13 protein-coding genes are annotated in these 16,101 nt (G+C 73.1%); 7 read left to right on the top strand and 6 right to left on the bottom strand.

Going from position 1 to position 16,101, the window contains the following annotated elements; all coding sequences use genetic code 11:
- Positions 1-12 precede the first annotated feature (12 nt).
- Positions 13-3,045, bottom strand: a complete 3,033-nt coding sequence (locus ABZ444_RS22325; RefSeq protein WP_357999898.1) for a hypothetical protein — start codon at positions 3,043-3,045, stop codon at positions 13-15.
- Positions 3,046-3,133: 88 nt separating this feature from the next.
- Positions 3,134-3,934 (bottom strand): DUF3027 domain-containing protein, encoded by an 801-nt coding sequence (locus ABZ444_RS22320; RefSeq protein ID WP_357976190.1) that lies wholly within the window; start codon positions 3,932-3,934, stop codon positions 3,134-3,136.
- Between the two features lie 167 nt (positions 3,935-4,101).
- Here ABZ444_RS22320 and ABZ444_RS22315 point away from each other — a divergent pair, with 167 nt between their 5' ends.
- Positions 4,102-5,568 (top strand): MFS transporter, encoded by a 1,467-nt coding sequence (locus ABZ444_RS22315; RefSeq protein ID WP_357999895.1) that lies wholly within the window; start codon positions 4,102-4,104, stop codon positions 5,566-5,568.
- Here the strand turns inward: ABZ444_RS22315 and ABZ444_RS22310 are convergent.
- Together ABZ444_RS22310 and ABZ444_RS22305 are read right to left on the bottom strand one after the other, a co-directional pair.
- Entirely contained in the window at positions 5,565-5,960 is a 396-nt protein-coding gene (locus ABZ444_RS22310; RefSeq protein ID WP_352320910.1) for a cold-shock protein, read from the bottom strand. The genes ABZ444_RS22315 and ABZ444_RS22310 overlap by 4 nt on opposite strands.
- Positions 5,961-6,050: 90 nt before the next feature.
- Positions 6,051-6,671: a haloacid dehalogenase-like hydrolase gene (locus ABZ444_RS22305; RefSeq protein WP_357999892.1), complete on the bottom strand. Its 621-nt coding sequence runs from the start codon at positions 6,669-6,671 to the stop codon at positions 6,051-6,053.
- A gap of 100 nt (positions 6,672-6,771) precedes the next feature.
- On the opposite strand from ABZ444_RS22305, the gene ABZ444_RS22300 reads away from it, so the two are divergent.
- Complete coding sequence (locus tag ABZ444_RS22300) at positions 6,772-7,164, top strand: hypothetical protein (RefSeq protein WP_357999889.1); 393 nt, start codon at positions 6,772-6,774, stop codon at positions 7,162-7,164.
- A gap of 34 nt (positions 7,165-7,198) precedes the next feature.
- Positions 7,199-7,816, top strand: a complete 618-nt coding sequence (locus ABZ444_RS22295) for a helix-turn-helix domain-containing protein (RefSeq protein ID WP_357976178.1) — start codon at positions 7,199-7,201, stop codon at positions 7,814-7,816.
- A gap of 48 nt (positions 7,817-7,864) precedes the next feature.
- Here ABZ444_RS22295 and ABZ444_RS22290 read toward each other — a convergent pair whose 3' ends face one another.
- Positions 7,865-8,266, bottom strand: a complete 402-nt coding sequence (locus ABZ444_RS22290; protein WP_357999886.1) for a hypothetical protein — start codon at positions 8,264-8,266, stop codon at positions 7,865-7,867.
- Between the two features lie 45 nt (positions 8,267-8,311).
- Between ABZ444_RS22290 and ABZ444_RS22285 the strand changes: the two genes are divergently transcribed.
- Positions 8,312-10,642 carry a helicase-associated domain-containing protein gene (locus ABZ444_RS22285; RefSeq protein ID WP_357999883.1) on the top strand — a complete coding sequence of 777 codons (2,331 nt, stop codon included), beginning with the start codon at positions 8,312-8,314 and terminating at the stop codon, positions 10,640-10,642.
- Positions 10,643-10,667: 25 nt separating this feature from the next.
- On the opposite strand, the gene ABZ444_RS22280 is transcribed toward ABZ444_RS22285, so the two are convergent.
- Complete coding sequence (locus ABZ444_RS22280; protein WP_357999880.1) at positions 10,668-12,020, bottom strand: hypothetical protein; 1,353 nt, start codon at positions 12,018-12,020, stop codon at positions 10,668-10,670.
- A 422-nt stretch (positions 12,021-12,442) separates the two neighbouring features.
- On the opposite strand from ABZ444_RS22280, the gene ABZ444_RS22275 reads away from it, so the two are divergent.
- The 3 genes from ABZ444_RS22275 (at position 12,443) to ABZ444_RS22265 (ending at position 16,060) form a co-directional block, all read left to right on the top strand.
- Positions 12,443-13,918, top strand: a complete 1,476-nt coding sequence (locus ABZ444_RS22275) for an AMP-binding protein (protein ID WP_357999878.1) — start codon at positions 12,443-12,445, stop codon at positions 13,916-13,918.
- 68 nt (positions 13,919-13,986) lie between these two features.
- The gene (locus tag ABZ444_RS22270) at positions 13,987-14,340 is read left to right on the top strand and encodes a hypothetical protein (protein WP_357999875.1); all 354 of its coding nucleotides are present in this window, start codon (positions 13,987-13,989) and stop codon (positions 14,338-14,340) included.
- A 67-nt stretch (positions 14,341-14,407) separates the two neighbouring features.
- Positions 14,408-16,060: a DNA repair helicase XPB gene (locus ABZ444_RS22265; RefSeq protein WP_357976162.1), complete on the top strand. Its 1,653-nt coding sequence runs from the start codon at positions 14,408-14,410 to the stop codon at positions 16,058-16,060.
- Positions 16,061-16,101: the final 41 nt, after the last annotated feature.

Here is a 16,101-nt window from a genome sequence, read left to right as displayed (position 1 = left end):
GGCCCGCCGGTCTCAGGACAGGTCGGCCTCGGCCAGCAGCAGCGGCACCGCCTCCGGGTCGCGCAGCAGCGCGGCCACGGCCAGCCGGTCGTTCCACTGGCCCGTGGCCCAGGCCAGCCCGCGGGCCAGCCCGTCGACGCCCGTGCAGTGGACCGCGCCCTCGAAGAAGCGCCACGTGCAGGCAACGCCGTCGACCAGCAGCTTCTCGTGCTCGACGTACGTCTCGGGCGCCGTCGGCAGCAGTGAGCGCACCTGCGGCGGCACCGCGCGCACCTCGCCCTGCGAGGTCACCTCGCCGGTGGCCAGCTCGCCGGCCAGCGGCAGGTCGAGCAGCTCCGACAGCGCCTCGGCCAGGTCGTAGGAGGCCAGCACCAGCGGCCGGTCGGTGACGAGCTGCAGCAGGTCGGGGGCCTCGACCACCACGGCGTCCTCGGCGGCGGCCACCACGATGTCGCCACCGAGCACCGCGCGCACCCGCGAGGGCGGCTCGACCCGGGACGGATCGACGGCGGCCAGCGCGATCCACAACGCCCGCAGCTGCGCCCGGTCGACCTCGATCGCCGGGTCGGCCATCAGCTCCAGCAGCTCCTCGGGGCCGCCGTGGGCGGCCAGCAGCTCGGCGAGCGTGGTGCGCACGCCGAGCATCGACAGCGCCGCCTCGTCGAGCCCGGCCGGCGCGTCGGCGTAGAGGCCCTGCAGGAGCGGGTCGGCGCCGGGCAGCCGCAGCTCAAGCGGCTTGCGACCGCCGAGCACCGGATGGTTGGCCAGCCACCACGCGGTGTAGGAGGGCACCTCCACGCCCTCGACGCGCAGCGGGTGCAGCGCGGCCCGCAGCGGCGGGCGGGTCAGCAGCGGCAGCGCGGCCGCCCAGTCGGCCACCAGCTCAAGGTCGCGCACCGCCGCGAACTCGGCCACCACCGGCGGCACCGCGAGGTCGGGCAGCAGGTCGAGCACGTGGTCGAGCCAATCGTCCTCGCCGTCGAGGTCGTGGTCGCAGTCGTCGTGGTCGAGCAGCACGTCGGAGTCGTGGGCGACGGCGAACCCGTCGAGCACGCCCGCCGCCGCCAGCACCCGCGACCCGTAGGTCTCCTCCAGCTCGGGCGCGGCCACGCCGAGATGGCTGTCGGCGGCCAGCAGCCCGGCCAGGGCCCCGTCGGCGAGCATCAGCTCACCGGCCGCGTAGAGCTCGCCGTCGGCGCCGCGCAGCGCCAGCTCGGCCAGCCACGGCGCCTCACCGGGAACCAGCCCGGACGCCGCCACCAGCGACAACACGGCCCGCGCGACCGGCTCGGGGTCGGCGCTGTCGAGCGACTGCGCGACGGCGGCCTTGGTCAGCGGGTCTTCGAGCACCGTGCGCGGGGTGGCCTCGGCGGCGCCCAGCCGCAGCAGCGCCGGATGGGCCGCCTCCGGATGCACGATGCGCAGCCCGAGCGGGGTGAGGTCGAGGTCGGCGCCGCCGTCGGTCAGGATCAGCGTGCCACGCGGGCCGCGCACCACACGGCCGTCGGTCAGCGGCACCGGCAGCGCGCCCAGCGACTCGGGATCGTCGGCGGGCAGCACCGCGTACAGGGAGCGCCACCAGGACGGCTCACGCGCCTCCACGGCCTCCCCGGACAGCAGGTCGACCACGTCGGCCAGCTCCACCCGGCGCACGCCCAGGGCGACCATCGCCGGATGCCTGGCCGGCCACCCGGCGGGCAGCAGCCCCGGCACGAAGGCGGCCACGGTGTCGAGCAGCTCGGCGGTGGCCCCGGCCACGACGGCCGCCTCCCGGCCCGCGACCACCCAGCCGTCGCCCTCGGGCTCTCGCGCCGGATGCTCGACCCGCCACTCGGCGTCGGGCTCGTAGACCTCGGCCTCGGCGAAGGAGGGGGTCTGGACCGCGGGCGCGGGCGCCGACAAAGCGGGCAGCAGCGGCGCGGACGGCAGGCGTTCGAGCACGGCCCGCCGGACACGCGCGTCGAGCTCGCCCTTGCCCATGAGGGACGGCACCAGGTCGAGCAGCCTGGACGTGCGAGGCAGCTCGCCCAGCAGCCGGACGTAAGCGTCGGCCACCCGCTCGACCAGGAAGTCGGTGAGCGGCCCCTTGGCGACGTGCCGCCGGTCGGTGGCCATCGGGAAGGACGCGATCAGCAGCGCGGGCAGATCGACGGGCTCGTCGCTCGGCGTCGGGGCGTGCACGACGGGCGGCACGGCGGCGGGCAGCGGGCCGGGCTCGCCGGTGCCGGTGACGGGCACCGCCCAGCGCAGCGACCAGAAGGGCCGCGCCCGCTCCTCGGTGGGCCGGTCGGCGAACAGCCTGGCGACCTCGTCGGGGGTGAACTCGCCGGAGTCCGACACGACGTGCCAGCCGTCGGCCACGACCGTGCGGGTGGCGCCGTCGAGGTCGATCTCGATGGCCTCCAGCGCGGGCAGGCCGAGCAGCAGCGCCGGGCTGGTCTCGGCCAGCATCGCGCGGACGGCGTCGACCGCCGCGGCGTCGCGCAGCGGCAGCCGGACGAGCGTGTCGAACCCCTCGGGCACCTCCAGCGGCGGCGCGTCGAACGGCAGCCTGAGCAGCGGCACGTGGCCCGCCCGGTCGGCCAGCTCACCCGCCAGCACGGGAACGCCCGCGACCAGCTCGGACGTGCCGGCCCGCGACCAGCGCACCGAGCCGCCGCCGCGCGAGCCGATGGCCGGCTCGTCGCAGACGGAGACGACGGCCGCGAAGCCCACGCCGAACCTGCCGGCCGCGCCGATCTCGTCGCGCTTGCCCGACACACGCAACGTGGACAAACCCTCCACGCCGGTCGCGTCGAGCGGGGCGCCGGTGTTGGCGGCCGTCAGCACGTCGCCGCGCAACGTCAGCCGCAACACCCCTGGCACCCCCGCGCGCAGCGCCGCGTCGGCGGCGTTCTGGGCGAGCTCGACGATCAGCCGGTCGCGGTAGCCGCCGAGCGCGAAGTCCTCCTCGGCGTTGGCGTCCTCGCGGAACCGGGCGGGCGAGGCCGTCCAGGCGGAGAGGACGGCGGCTCGCATCCGGTCAGTGCCAAAGGTGTCGGTCATCGATCACGATCCTGGTCGAGTGAAGAGGGGCCAGGGTAGGTTAGCCCCCCTGACCGACGAAACCGCCGTGCTCGTGCCCGTGCCCCGGTCAGGAGTGGCCGAGCTCCTCGGTGGCGGATCCGTCCACCGAGCCCTCTTCCTCCTCGATCAGGTCGTAACCCAGGTCGTCGAGAATGGGGATGGCCTGCTCGACCGGCGGGGGCAGCACGGCCGCCTCCGAGTGGGCGCCGCAGCCGTGGTCGGCGGCGACGACCTTGCCGTCGTCGGGGGCGTACTCGTTGGTGCAGACGCCGAACGACAGCCGCAGCTCACCGGAGAGCAGCCAGTAGAACCCGCAGGTGGAACACTGCGCGGGCGCGGCGTGTGCGATCGGAGTGTGTGGCCCGTGCTCGCCCGCGTGCCAGCGTCTGGCAGCCCGGTCTCTGCCGATGGCCGAGAGCACACGGGCTCGGCCCAGGCCGTACTCGAAAACCATCTGGCGATCGGCGTCTTCGTCGAGCTCGGTGAAACCGGGCGCCAGCCTGTCGTCGTCGTCGGGGGTCGGCAGCAGGTCGCCGACGCCCAGGTCGCCCGGCCGCAGCCGCTCGCTCCACGGCAGCCACTCGGGGGCGAGCAGCGCCCCTGAGCCGGGCAGCAGCACGGCCTCGCTGACCGTGACCTTCTTCGCGCGCGAGGCGCGGGTGACCGTGACGGCCCACCGCCAGCCGCGATAGGCCCGGTCGAGGCAGGCGAAGTAGTGGGTGACGATCCGGTCGCCCTCGCTCTCGAAGCCGAGGTGCTCGCCGGCCTCGCCCGGGTGCGCCAGCTCCTGCGCCGCGGCGCGCGCCAGATCGACTGCGGCGACGCAGGCCTGGTCGGGAGCGGGGACGCGGGCCCGGGTGCGGCTCATCGGGCCGCCTCCGCCTGAAGGTGCTGTTCGCTCACACTTCATTCTCACCCATAGGCGGACCTGGCAGACCCACAACCGCCGATCCGAAGCTGAGAAGAGGGGTGAATCGGGTAAGACTGGTAGGCGTGGGGGGTGGCTGGGAGCAGGCTCGGGACATCTCGCGGCGGATGGGTCATGCCATCGGCGGCGCGGGACGCGCCGGCGTGCGCGCGGGCCGGGCCACCGCGAGCGGCACCGTCCGGGCCGGCCGCGCCACCGCCGCGGGCGCGCGCAAGGCGGGCAGGGCGACCAGGAAGCTGACGTACGCGGGCGGCGCGGGCCGTACGGGGCTCGGCCGGCTGATCGAGCTGTCGGCCGGCAACAGCGCCGCCGACGCCCTGGTCACGGTGGCCCTGGCCAGCACGGTGTTCTTCGGCGTGCCGGTCGGCGAGGCGCGCGGGTCGGTCGCGCTCTACCTGGTCATCACGATGTTGCCGTTCGGGCTGCTCGCGCCGTTCGTGGGGCCGATCCTCGACCGGTTCAGGTCGGGGCGCCGCTACGTGATGGCCGGCACGCTGTTCGGCCGCGGGCTGCTCTGCTTCGCCATGGCCGCCGCGGTGGGGGCGGGCGACCTGCCGACGCTGTTCATCGGCGCGCTGGGCGTGCTGGTGTTGTCGAAGGCGTACAACGTGTCCAGGGCGGCGATCATGCCGAGCGTGCTGCCCGCCGACATCACCCTGGTCTCGGCCAACGCGCGGGTGGCGCTGTTCACGCTGGTCGCGGCGGGGGTGGCGGTGCCGGTCGGGGCGGGCCTGACCGCGTGGCTGGGCAGCGCCGTGGTGCTGCGCGTGGCCATGCCGGCCTTCCTGCTGCTCGGCGTCGCCGCCGTACGCCTGCCGCGGCACGTCGACTCGCCCGACCAGGAGGAGGAGGGCGTGGCGCCGCGCTGGCGCACCCTGCTCAAGGTGGGCCCGGCCGTGGCCGAGGCGGTCTGGGCCAACGTGGCGCTCCGGATCTTCTCCGGTTTCCTGGTGTTCTTCCTGCTCTTCCTGGTCCAGGACAAGGCGGTGCCGTGGCTGGCCGCGCCGGCGGCGGCCGGCTCGTTCTTCGACGTGCCCAAGACGATCGCGCTGCTCGCCCTGGCCGCCGGGCTGGGCGGCCTGGCCGGCGCCGCGGTCGCCAACTGGACGCGCAACCACGCCCCCCAGGTGATCGTGCTGGTCACGCTGGCGGTGACGGCCGCGACCACGATCGCCACGGCCGTGCTGTTCGGCCTGTGGACCGCGCTGGCGGTCTCGCTGGTCACCGCGTTCGCCCAGGAGCTGGGCAAGCTCGCGCTCGACGCGATCGTGCAGCGGGAGATCGGCGAGGAGGTGCGCTCGTCCACGTTCGGGGTGGTGGAGGCGGTGCTGCAGTTCGCCTGGGTGTTCGGCGGCCTGCTCGGGCTGGTGTTGTCGCTGACCCGCAGCTCCATGGCCGGCTTCGTCGCGCCGGCCGTCGTGCTGACCGGCGCGCTCGGCTGGCTGCTGGTCACCAGGCGCGGACGGGTGCGGGCGGCCGAGGCCAAGCTGGCCAGGCAGCGGGCCGAGGCCCCCGATCAGCAACGGACCGAGACCCTCGACCACACCAAACCCTTGACGAACCCGGGCGGTTAGGCGTCGAGGTCGTCCGCGACGGCCCTGAGCACCTGGGCGATCTTCTTGGCGTGCGCCGCCTCGGGGTGCTTGCCCCGCTGGTAGGAGGTGGAGACGCCGTCGAGCAGCTTGATCAGGTCTTCGACGATGACCACCATCTCGTCGGGCGTCTTCCGCTTGCCCTTGGGCTTCGTCTTGGCCAGGGTCGGCGGCTGGTCCAGGATCCTGACCGACAGCGCCTGCTGGCCCCGGCGTCCCTCGGCCACGCCGAACTCCACCTTCTGGCCTGGCTTGAGCGGGCCGGCGTTTGTGGGAAGCGCGGAGGAATGCACGAAGACCTCACCGCCGTCGTCACGGGTGAGGAAGCCGAAACCCTTGTCGGCGTCGTACCACTTGACCTTGCCACTCGGCACAGGAGGACCTCGTTCAAACAGTCGAAAAGGATGAATGGATGTAGGTTATGCCCCGAAGCGCGCGGAGGCGACCGGGAAAATGCCGGGCAATTACCGCAGTTCGTCGCGCGCACGCCATCCGGCGAACCAGTCGGCGAATTCGGTCAGGTCGGCGAGCGCCACATCGGCTCCGTGCTCACGCAGCTCTCCCACCGTGTAAGGGCCCGTCGCGACGGTCACGCTCATGGCGCCGCCCGCGCGCGCCGCCTCGATGTCGGCGACATGGTCACCAACATAAGCCGCCGCGCCGAAGCGCGCGAGTGCCGTTCCCTTGGCGGCCCCGAACACCGATCCGACCACTTCGTCCACGGCCAGCCCGAGCAGTTCGACGGTGCCGGCGGCGTCGCGCGGGTTCTTGCCCGTCACCACGATCACCCGGCCGCCGCGGGCCCGTACGGCGGCGATGGCCTCGTACGCGCCCGCCATCGCGGTGTGCACCGGAACGCCCACCGCGGGATAGATCTCCCGGAACAGCTCGGCGGCCGTGGGAATGGCCTCCGGCGGCATCCAGTTGGCCAGCTCGTACTCGAGCGGCGGCCCCAGCCGGGTGACGATCTCACCGCTGTCGATGTGCACGCCCAAACGGCTTGACAGCTCGTCGTAAACGGCCGCGATGCCTGATCGTGTGTCGGCCAATGTCATGTCCAGGTCGAAACCTACTGAGGTAGTCACCCGTGCAGGATGCCAAACGCCGCATCGACGTCGGTAACGGCCCTTGTTGTGGGACTCTGGGAATGGGCAGAAAGGAATTACTTATCGGAGAGGAGTGACCGTGTCAGAGACCCCCCGCACACCCGGCGCGGGAGACCGGCTCGTCGCCGCCGCCGCTCCCCGTCCCCACCGGCCCGCCCGGCCGCGCGGCACGCCGGTGACGGCCTGGCGGCGCGTCGTGGCGTCGGTGGCGTACGTGCTGCGGCTGGCGTCCAGGCTGGCGGCGCTCTCCCTGGCGCTGCACGCCGTCTTCACGGTGTTCCGGGCCAACCCGGCCAACGGCTGGTACCAGCTCGTCGAGTCGCTGGCCGCGGGGCTCTCGCTGGGCCTGGCCAACCTGTTCCAGCTCGCCGACCCGCGCTGGACCACGCTCGTCAACGACGGGCTGGCCGCGCTGGTGTGGCTCGTGGCCGGTTCGGCGCTGGCGGGCCTGGTCAGGCGCGCTGCGCCCTAGCGACTACTCTCGTTGCGGAGGTATCTGCACAGACATGACCAGATCGACCCGTGAGCGGATCATCGACGAGGCCCTGCGGCTGTTCGCCGAGCGTGGCTACGCCGCCACCTCCGTGGCCGAGATCGAGGCCGCCTCAGGGCTCTCCCCCGGCGCGGGCGGGCTCTACAGGCACTTCAAGTCCAAGTACGAGGTGCTCGCGGCCGCGATCAACGAGCACGCCGCCCGCACCAGGAGCCAGGTCGCCGAGAGCCTGGCCGAGCTGAGCACCATGGAGGCAGCCGCCGGCCTGGAGGACCGCCTGTCGCTGCTGTGCCGGGCGGGCCTGGCCAAGGTGCGGGAGGAGTCGGAGCTCACCCGGGTGTTCTTCCGGGACCTGAGCCAGTTCCCCGAGCTGGTCGCGGTGGTCCGCGAGGGGCTGCTGCAGCCCATGTTCGACGCGATCACCACCTGGTTCCGCGCCCAGCCCGAGTACGCCGACGCCAAGGTCGACTGGACGGGCATCGCCGCGGTGCTCGGCGGCTCGGTGGTCCACTACCGGCTGTTCCAGGAGACCGTGGGCGAGATGCCGGGCCACGCGGAGAAGGACCAGTTCGTCGCCGCCTGGGTACGCCTTGCCGTCGGCCTGCTCCCCAGCCCCGCACCGGTCAGCTGACGTCGAGCAGCCGGTAGGCCAGCCAGACGACGCCCAGGGCCGTACCGATCATGAACATGACCCCGCTGACCTCGAAGAACCGGGCGACGAACGCCTCCAGCCCCGGCTCGGCCACCTGGAGCCCCCCGACGCCCACACCAGCACCGGCACCTGGAAGATCGCCACGGCCGGCAGCCCCACCGGCGCCAGCGGCGCGGCCAGCGCCGGCACCACGACGGCGACGTGGGCCAGGCGGCGGGCCTCGCGTTCCACCAGGGCCACCGGGTCGCCGAAGCGCGTCAGCACCTTCGCGACGTCCCGGGCGTCCTGGCTGCCCCGCCGCTCCGCCTCGATCCTGGCCCGCAGCCGCCGTGCGAAGTCCAGCCGCTGGTCGGGCCTGAGCACGCCGTGCGCCGCGTCGGCCGCCCTGCTGACGTAGTTCAGCACCATTTGGTCCGCGCGCTCTATCACGTCTGGCAATGCTGCCCCGATCAGGGGGGACATACCATGGCAACGATGGAGTTCACGGAGTGGATCAGGGGGCGCACCGACGAACAGCTTCGGGCGCTCGTCTCCGCGCGGCCTGAGTTGATCACTCCGGTGCCCGCGCATCTGGAAGGGCTGGCCGCGCGGGCCGCCAGCCCTTCGGCGATCGGCAGGGTGCTCGACCGGCTCGACCGGTTCACGCTGGCCGTCGTCGAGACGCTGGCCGTACAGGACGGGCCGGTGACGAAGGCGGCGCTGCGCGGCCTGGTCGGACGGGCGCTGGCGGCGGGCCGGCCCGAGCCCGCGCTGACCGCGGCCCTCGACCGGCTGCGTGAGCTGGCGCTGGTCTTCGGCCCCGACAACGCGCTCGACCTCGGGCCGGGCGTGCGCAAGGTCCTGGAGGAGCCCGCCGGGCTCGGCCCCAGGGTCGTCGACGTGTTCCGGCACCACCCGCCCGAGCAGCTCGACGAGATGGCCGACGACGTCGCCCCCGGCACCGACGGGCCCGGCAAGGAGCGGCTGGCCGCCGCGCTGACCGCCCCCGAGACCCTGGTGGCGGCGGTCTCGCCCGAGGCCAGGGGCGCGCTCGACCAGCTCGTGTGGGGGCCGCCGACCGGACGGGTGCCCAACGCCAGGCGCGAGGTGCGCGTGGCCTCGGCCCGTTCACCCATCGAGGAGCTGCTGGCCCGCGGGCTGCTGGCGGCCACCGGCGAGGAGAGCGTGACGCTGCCCCGCGAGGTGGGCCTGCACCTGCGCGGCGGGCGCGTCCACCGCGACCTGCTCGCCGTGCCGCCCGCGCTCGGCGGGGCCGCGCGCGACCGCGAGCTGGCCGACCGTACGGCGGCGGGCCAGGCGTTCTCGTTCGTCAGGTCCGTGGAGGAGCTGTGCGAGCGGTGGAGCATCGATCCGCCGGGGGTGCTGCGCACCGGCGGGCTCGGCGTACGCGACATGAAGCGCGCCGCGACCGACCTCGACCTGCCCGAATGGGCGGCGGCGCTGGTCGTCGAGGTGGCGCACGCGGCGGGGCTGGTCGCCGCGGGCGGCGGCGTCGACGGCGAGTGGCTGCCGACCTCCGGCTACGACCTGTGGCGGGTCAGGGCCACCGCCGACCGCTGGGTGACGCTCGCCGCGACCTGGCTGCACATGGACCGGGTGCCCGGCCTGGTCGGCGAGCGCGACGACCGCGACCGGCCGCTCAACGCCCTGCACACCGACCTGCGCCGGGCCTCCGCGCCGGGGGTGCGCACGGCCGCACTCGGCGTGCTGGCCGCCGCGCCGGGCCTGGCGCCCGACCGCGACTCGGTGCTCGAACGCCTGGCCTGGGAGCAGCCGCGCCGGCGCGGGCCGCTGCGCGAACAGCTCACCGAGTTCGCGCTGCGCGAGGCCGAGCAGATCGGCGTGACCGGGCTCGGCACGCTGTCCGGCCACGGGCGGGCGCTGCTCGACGGCGGCGACGCGGCCGGCCTGCTCGCGCCGCTGCTGCCCGAGCCGGTCGACCACGTGCTGCTGCAGGCCGACCTCACCGCCGTCGCCCCCGGGCCGCTGACCAGCGAGCTCAACCGCTGGATGACGCTCACCGCCGACGTCGAGTCCAAGGGCGGGGCGACCGTCTACCGGTTCGGCGAGGGCTCGATCCGGCGGGCGCTCGACGCCGGGCACGGTGGCGAGGAGCTGCTGGCGATGCTGGCCCGCCATTCGGCCACGCCGGTGCCGCAGGCCCTGTCGTACCTGGTGACGGACGTGGCCCGGCGGCACGGTCGGATCCGGGTGGGCACGGCGAGCGCCTACGTCCGGTGCGACGATCCGGCGCTGCTCGACCAGATCACCGCCGACCGCCGCGCCGCCGCGCTGCGCCTGCGCCGGCTGGCCCCCACGGTGATCGCCTCGCGCTCGTCCAGGGCGGCGCTGGTGGACTCGCTGCGGGCCATGGGGTACGCGCCGGTCGCCGAGTCGCTCGACGGCGACGTGATCATCTCCCAGCTCGACAGCAGGCGTACCGAGGGGGTGGCGCCCGTACGCGCCGTGGCCTCGGTCAGCGGGCTCGATCCCGAGGTGGCCTCGGCGGCCGTACGCGCGCTGCGCGCGGGCGACGCGGCTCACCTGGCGCGGCGCGAGCCGGTCGACGCCCCGGGCGGTGCCGTGCCCCGCGGGCCGGCCACGGCCACGATCTCGGCCCTCCAGGACGCCATCAAGCAGGGCGTACGGGTGTGGATCGGTTACCTCGACTCGCAGGGCAACGCCACCTCGCGCATCCTGGAGCCGGCCCGGATGGAGGGCGGCTACCTGACCGCGTACGACGAGACCAGGGCGGCCGTCCACCGCTTCGCCCTCCACCGCATCACCGGCGTCGCCGGCCTCTGACCCGCCTTCCAGGCCCGCGTCCGGGTCAGGGGCGGTGGGTGAGCGCGTGGGCCGCGAGCCGGGCTGCGGGGCCGTCCCCGGCGGCCAGGCGGCGCAGGTGGTCCGCCGCGTCGGCCGGGTAGCGCAGCGACAAGCCGCCGCACAGCCCGGCGACCGCCGCGACCGCCCGCGGGTCGGCCGGGTCGCGTGCCCAGGTGAGCGCGAGCCGCAGGGCCTCGGGGGCGAGGGCGTCGTCGGCGCACATGTACGACAGCGCTCCGCCCGCCGCCAGCCGTTCGCCCGCCCGCCCCCGGGCCCACACCTCCAGGAACTCCTGCCTCGCCTCCCTGAACGACCAGGCGGCCAGCAACGCCACCCCCTCGGCCGCCCGCGCGCGCACGTCGTCCCCCTGGAGGGCCAGCGAGCGCACCCACTCGCGCAACGGCTGCCACAGCCAGTAGCCGTACCGGGCGACCAGCTCGCCGAGCACCTGGGCGCGGTGGTGCGGGACGCGGAAGACGACGAGACCGTCGTGCACGGCGATCAGCGGATGCGGCGCGCCCGTCGGCCCCGGCCCCGCCTCGCGGGTCTCCCTGATCGGCTCGAACGCGGCGAGCCGGCGGGCGAACTCCGGCTCGGGCAGCCCGTGCGCGAACGCGACCGCCGCCACCGCCCGCACCTCGTGCATCGGCGGCTTGGTGTCGAACCAGGCGGCCACCTCCTCGCCCACGGGCTCGTCGTCCCGCACCAGGCGTGTGGCCAGGCGGACGACCTCGGCGGGCGTGGGCAGCGCCAGCGCGCGGACCCGGGCGGTGGCGGCCCCGGCCGGGACGCTGCGGCCGCCGAACGCGCTCAGGTACAGGTCGAACAGGTCGCCGGAGTCGGGCGCGCACCACGGCTGCTCCACCTCGACCGCCTGCGACGGGCCGCCGTTCCGGGTGATCACCAGGTACGACCCCAGCTCGGCGAGCTTGCGAGCCAGGTCGAGCAGCTCGCTCCGGTCGGTGCTCCCGGCGATCCAGTCGTGCAGCAGGTACGCCCGCCCCGGCCCGTACTCGGTCCTGGCGAGCAGGTCGGCGGCGCTGCCGGCCGGCGAGAGCACGGTGATCCTGCCCTCGGCCAGCGACATGCGCGACAGCAGGGCGATGGCGCCGAGCCGCTTGCCCATGTCCGCCTCCCCCACCAGGACGAGCAGGTGGCTCATGGACAGCCGGCGCACCGCGTCGGCGAAGCCGGCGGGCTCCAGGTAGGAGCGCAGCAGGGTGTCGGCCGCGCGCCGGTCGAGGTCGCGGGCCACCGGGACGACCAGAGGCCGGAGCTGCTCGGTGATGGCGAGGACGCGCTCGATGAGCGTTTTGTCGTCAAGGCCGCTCTCGCCCGGTTCAGGCGTGTCGCTCACGAAGTCACCTCGGGCCTGACTGGAAAGTTGTCTACGGAAAATGTCTTTGGTGAAAGTTTTTGTCCGGCGACTTGTTTCCGCGGCTTATGGATTGCCCGCGCACCGCCCGGCAGCCACCGCTCTGACCAGGCATTCCTCGCGAAGCTCGCGGCCACGGCCGCCGGCGCGCGCATGTCGATCATGTCCTCCATTGCTCTGGGCGACGGGCCGGTGACAAGAACCGCAGCAGGCCATCTGGTAGCACGGAACCCTAGTTATCCCACCAATACACGATCTAGCGCCACCCGAAAACTCGAATGATCCTCTAGGCCGATATTGGACATTTACTCGGCATGAGAGCATCGTTCACAATCGTCAGTCAAGGGCGGACATCAGAGGGTTCAGGGTTGACTGCGCGCGGCGCCTCCGATCAGGTTGTGCATGTGACCGAGCAAACGCTGGGCCAGCTGGCCGAGGAGTCGTGGAACCGCTTCGACGACCACGACTCGGTGTTCTACGAAGGGGTCTGGCACCGCAGCCACACGCTGGCCGAACGCGCGCGCCGGATGTGCGGCGGGTTCGTCGAGGCCGGGATCGGGCCGGGCGACCGGGTGGTCGTGATGATGGCCACCTCCCCCGAGGTCCCGATCGTCTACCAGGCGTTGTGGGCGGCGGGCGCGGTGGTCACGCCCGTGATCTTCCTGGTGGGGGCCGGGGAGCTGCGGCACATCCTGCTCGACAGCGGCGCGTCCGCCGTCGTCACCTCGCCCGAGCTCGTGGAGACCGTACGGGCCGCCGCGGTGGACGTCACGATATATGTGGACACGGCCGAGCTGGAGAGCGCCACCGAGCACGAACGGGTGCGCAGGGACCCCGGCGACCTGGCCGCGCTCATGTACACCGGCGGCACCACGGGCGTCGCCAAGGGGGTCATGCTGAGCCATCGCGGGCTCTGGCAGGTGGCCAAGGACGCGTACGAAATATCCCATCAAGAGGGGAAAAATCGTGCGATCGTGCCTGTGCCACTCTCGCACGCATACGGGTTGATCATCACCGTGGCCGGCCTGCACGCGACCGAGCCCCAGCAGGCCGTGCTCATGCGCTGGTTCGAGCCGGAGGCGTTCCTGAGACTGGCCGCCGAGCAGCACGTCCAGTACGGCACCGTGGTGCCCGCCATGATCCACATGCTCCTGGCCCAGCCGCTGGAGTCGCACCCGCTCCCCGACCTGGCCTACCTCACCTGCGGCGCGGCGCCGCTGGGCCGGGAGGCGCTGCAGGAGTTCGAGCGCCGGATGCCGGGCACGCAGATCCTGGAGGGCTACGGCCTGACCGAGACCAGCGCCGTCACCACCTTCAACCCGCCGGGCCGGCGCCGGGCCGGCAGCGTCGGGCTGCCGCTGGCCGGCTACACGATCACCATCCGCGACTCCGCGGGCGAGGCGGTGGAGTGCGGCGACGTCGGCGAGATCTGCGTCAGCGGCGACTCCCTGATGCTCGGCTACTGGGGCGAGCACGAACCCGACCCCGAGGGCACCGCGCTGGTCGGCGACGAGCTGCGCACCGGCGACGTGGGCTGCGTGGACGACGACGGCTACCTCTACATCGTCGACCGCAAGAAGGACCTGATCATCCGCGGCGGCTTCAACGTCTTCCCGCGCGACGTCGAGGACGCGCTCAACCAGCATCCCGACGTGGTCATGTCGGGCGTCGTCGGCCGTCCCGACCCGCGGCTGGGCGCGGAGGTCGTGGCGTTCGTGCAGCTCAGGCCGGAGGCCGAGGAGAGCGCCGAGGAGCTGATCGAGTGGGCGCGCGACCGGGTCGGACGGGTGAAGTACCCGCGCGAGGTGCGCTTCGTCGAGTCGATCCCGGTCACCAGTGTGCTCAAGCTCGACAGGAAGGCTCTGCGCGGCCTGTTGTGACCGTGCGCGCACACCGGGTCGGGCGCGTCCGTATTCCGTGATAAACGTTGACCTGTCTGGAGGTGAACGTGAGTCAAGAAGATCCGTCCGGCTACCCGCACCTGCCTTACGGGGCGCCCTACGGCGAGCAGCCGCCTCCGCAGTACGGCTACGGCTACGGCGTGCCGCCGCGGCGCGACGAGGGCCCGCAGGCCGCCGCCATCGTCGCCGTCGTGCTCAACTTCCTGTCCCTCGCCTCCTGCCTCAACGTGCTCGGGCTGCCCGGCGGCATCCTGGCCACCGTGGCGCTGACGCGGGCCCGCGAGCAGCCCGGAAGCGCCCGTTCGCTGCTGATCTGGAGCTGGGTGTTGTTCGGCGCCGGTTTCGTGCTGAACGTCGGGCTCTTCCTCTTCCTGGGCCTCACCGGCCGCCTGGACGACTGATCGATTACCCGTTCCGGGACTGTTCCTGCCGTCGTGTGTGTTGGATAAGGGTCAACCGTAGGAAGGGATGTCCGTGAACGACGGCCCGCTCATCGTCCAGTCGGACAAAACGCTGCTGCTCGAGGTCGACCACGAGAAGGCCGACGCGTGCCGCAAGGCGATCGCGCCGTTCGCCGAGCTCGAACGAGCGCCTGAACACGTCCACACCTACCGCGTCACGCCGCTCGCCCTGTGGAACGCGCGTGCCGCCGGCCACGACGCCGAGCAGGTCGTCGACGCGCTGATCGGCTTCAGCCGCTACCCGGTGCCACACGCGCTGCTCGTCGACATCGCCGAGACCATGGCCCGCTACGGCCGCCTGCGCCTGGAGAAGGACCCGGTCAACGGGCTGGTCCTGACCTCGACCGACCGCGCGGTGCTCGAAGAGGTGCTGCGCTCGAAGAAGATCCAGCCGATGCTGGGCGAGCGCCTCGGCGCCGACTCGGTCATCGTGCACCCGAGCGACCGCGGCAACGTCAAGCAGGCGCTGCTCAAGCTGGGCTGGCCCGCCGAAGACCTGGCCGGCTACGTCGACGGCGAGCACCACCCCATCAAGCTGCTCCAGGACGGCTGGGAGCTGCGCAACTACCAGCGCGAGGCGGCCGACGCCTTCTGGCACGGCGGCTCCGGCGTGGTCGTGCTGCCCTGCGGCGCGGGCAAGACCATCGTGGGCGCGGCGGCCATGGCCCACGCCCAGGCCACCACGCTGATCATGGTGACCAACACGGTCAGCGCCCACCAGTGGAAGACCGAGCTGCTCAAGCGCACCTCGCTGACCGAGGACGAGATCGGCGAGTACTCCGGCAACAAGAAGGAGATCCGCCCGGTCACCATCGCCACGTACCAGGTGATGACCACCAGGCGGAAGGGCGTCTACAGCCACCTGGAGCTGTTCGACGCGCGCGACTGGGGCCTGATCGTCTACGACGAGGTCCACCTGCTGCCCGCGCCGATCTTCCGGATGACCGCCGACCTCCAGGCCCGCCGGCGGGTGGGCCTGACCGCGACGCTCGTGCGCGAGGACGGCCGCGAGGGCGACGTGTTCTCCCTCATCGGCCCCAAGCGCTACGACGCGCCGTGGAAGGAGATGGAGAACCAGGGCTGGATCGCGCCGGCCGACTGCGTCGAGGTGCGGGTCACGCTGACCGACGAGGAGCGCCTGGCGTACGCGATGGCCGAGGCGGAGGAGCGTTACCGCTTCTGCGCCACCACGCCGTCCAAGACGTACGTGACCGAGGCGCTGGTCCGGCGGCATCTGGGCGAGCAGGTGCTGGTCATCGGCCAGTACATCGACCAGCTCGACGAGCTCGGCGAGCACCTCAACGCGCCGGTCATCAAGGGCGAGACCAGGGTCAAGGAGCGCGAGCGTCTCTACCAGGCGTTCCGCGACAAGGAGATCCAGGTCCTGGTGGTGTCGAAGGTGGCGAACTTCTCCATCGACCTGCCCGAGGCGGCCATCGCGATCCAGGTGTCGGGCACCTTCGGGTCGCGGCAGGAGGAGGCCCAGCGGCTCGGACGGGTGCTGCGGCCCAAGGCCGACGGCGGTGGCGCCCGGTTCTACACGGTGGTCAGCAGGGACACCGTCGACCAGGAGTTCGCCGCCCACCGGCAGCGCTTTCTGGCCGAGCAGGGATACGCCTACCAGATCATCGACGCCGACGACGTGCACGGCGGCGTGTGACGGGTTGAATGCCCGGCCGCTCGTTGCCTGAGCGGCCAGGC

The organism is Nonomuraea sp. NPDC005730 (assembly GCF_040630865.1).
Taxonomy (GTDB): Bacteria; Actinomycetota; Actinomycetes; order Streptosporangiales; family Streptosporangiaceae; genus Nonomuraea.
The sequence above is the reverse complement of the archived record's forward strand: the minus strand, read 5'-3'. Positions and strand labels throughout refer to the sequence as shown.

Excerpts from the sequence above, each read along its gene's own strand:
- ABZ444_RS22285 (WP_357999883.1), top strand. The coding sequence starts at position 8,312 with ATGGAGTTCACGGAGTGGATCAGGGGGCGCACCGACGAACAGCTTCGG.
- ABZ444_RS22295 (WP_357976178.1), top strand. The coding sequence starts at position 7,199 with ATGACCAGATCGACCCGTGAGCGGATCATCGACGAGGCCCTGCGGCTG.
- ABZ444_RS22320 (WP_357976190.1), bottom strand. The coding sequence starts at position 3,934 with ATGAGCCGCACCCGGGCCCGCGTCCCCGCTCCCGACCAGGCCTGCGTC.
- ABZ444_RS22325 (WP_357999898.1), bottom strand. The coding sequence starts at position 3,045 with ATGACCGACACCTTTGGCACTGACCGGATGCGAGCCGCCGTCCTCTCC.
- ABZ444_RS22315 (WP_357999895.1), top strand. The coding sequence starts at position 4,102 with ATGGGTCATGCCATCGGCGGCGCGGGACGCGCCGGCGTGCGCGCGGGC.
- ABZ444_RS22265 (WP_357976162.1), top strand. The coding sequence starts at position 14,408 with ATGTCCGTGAACGACGGCCCGCTCATCGTCCAGTCGGACAAAACGCTG.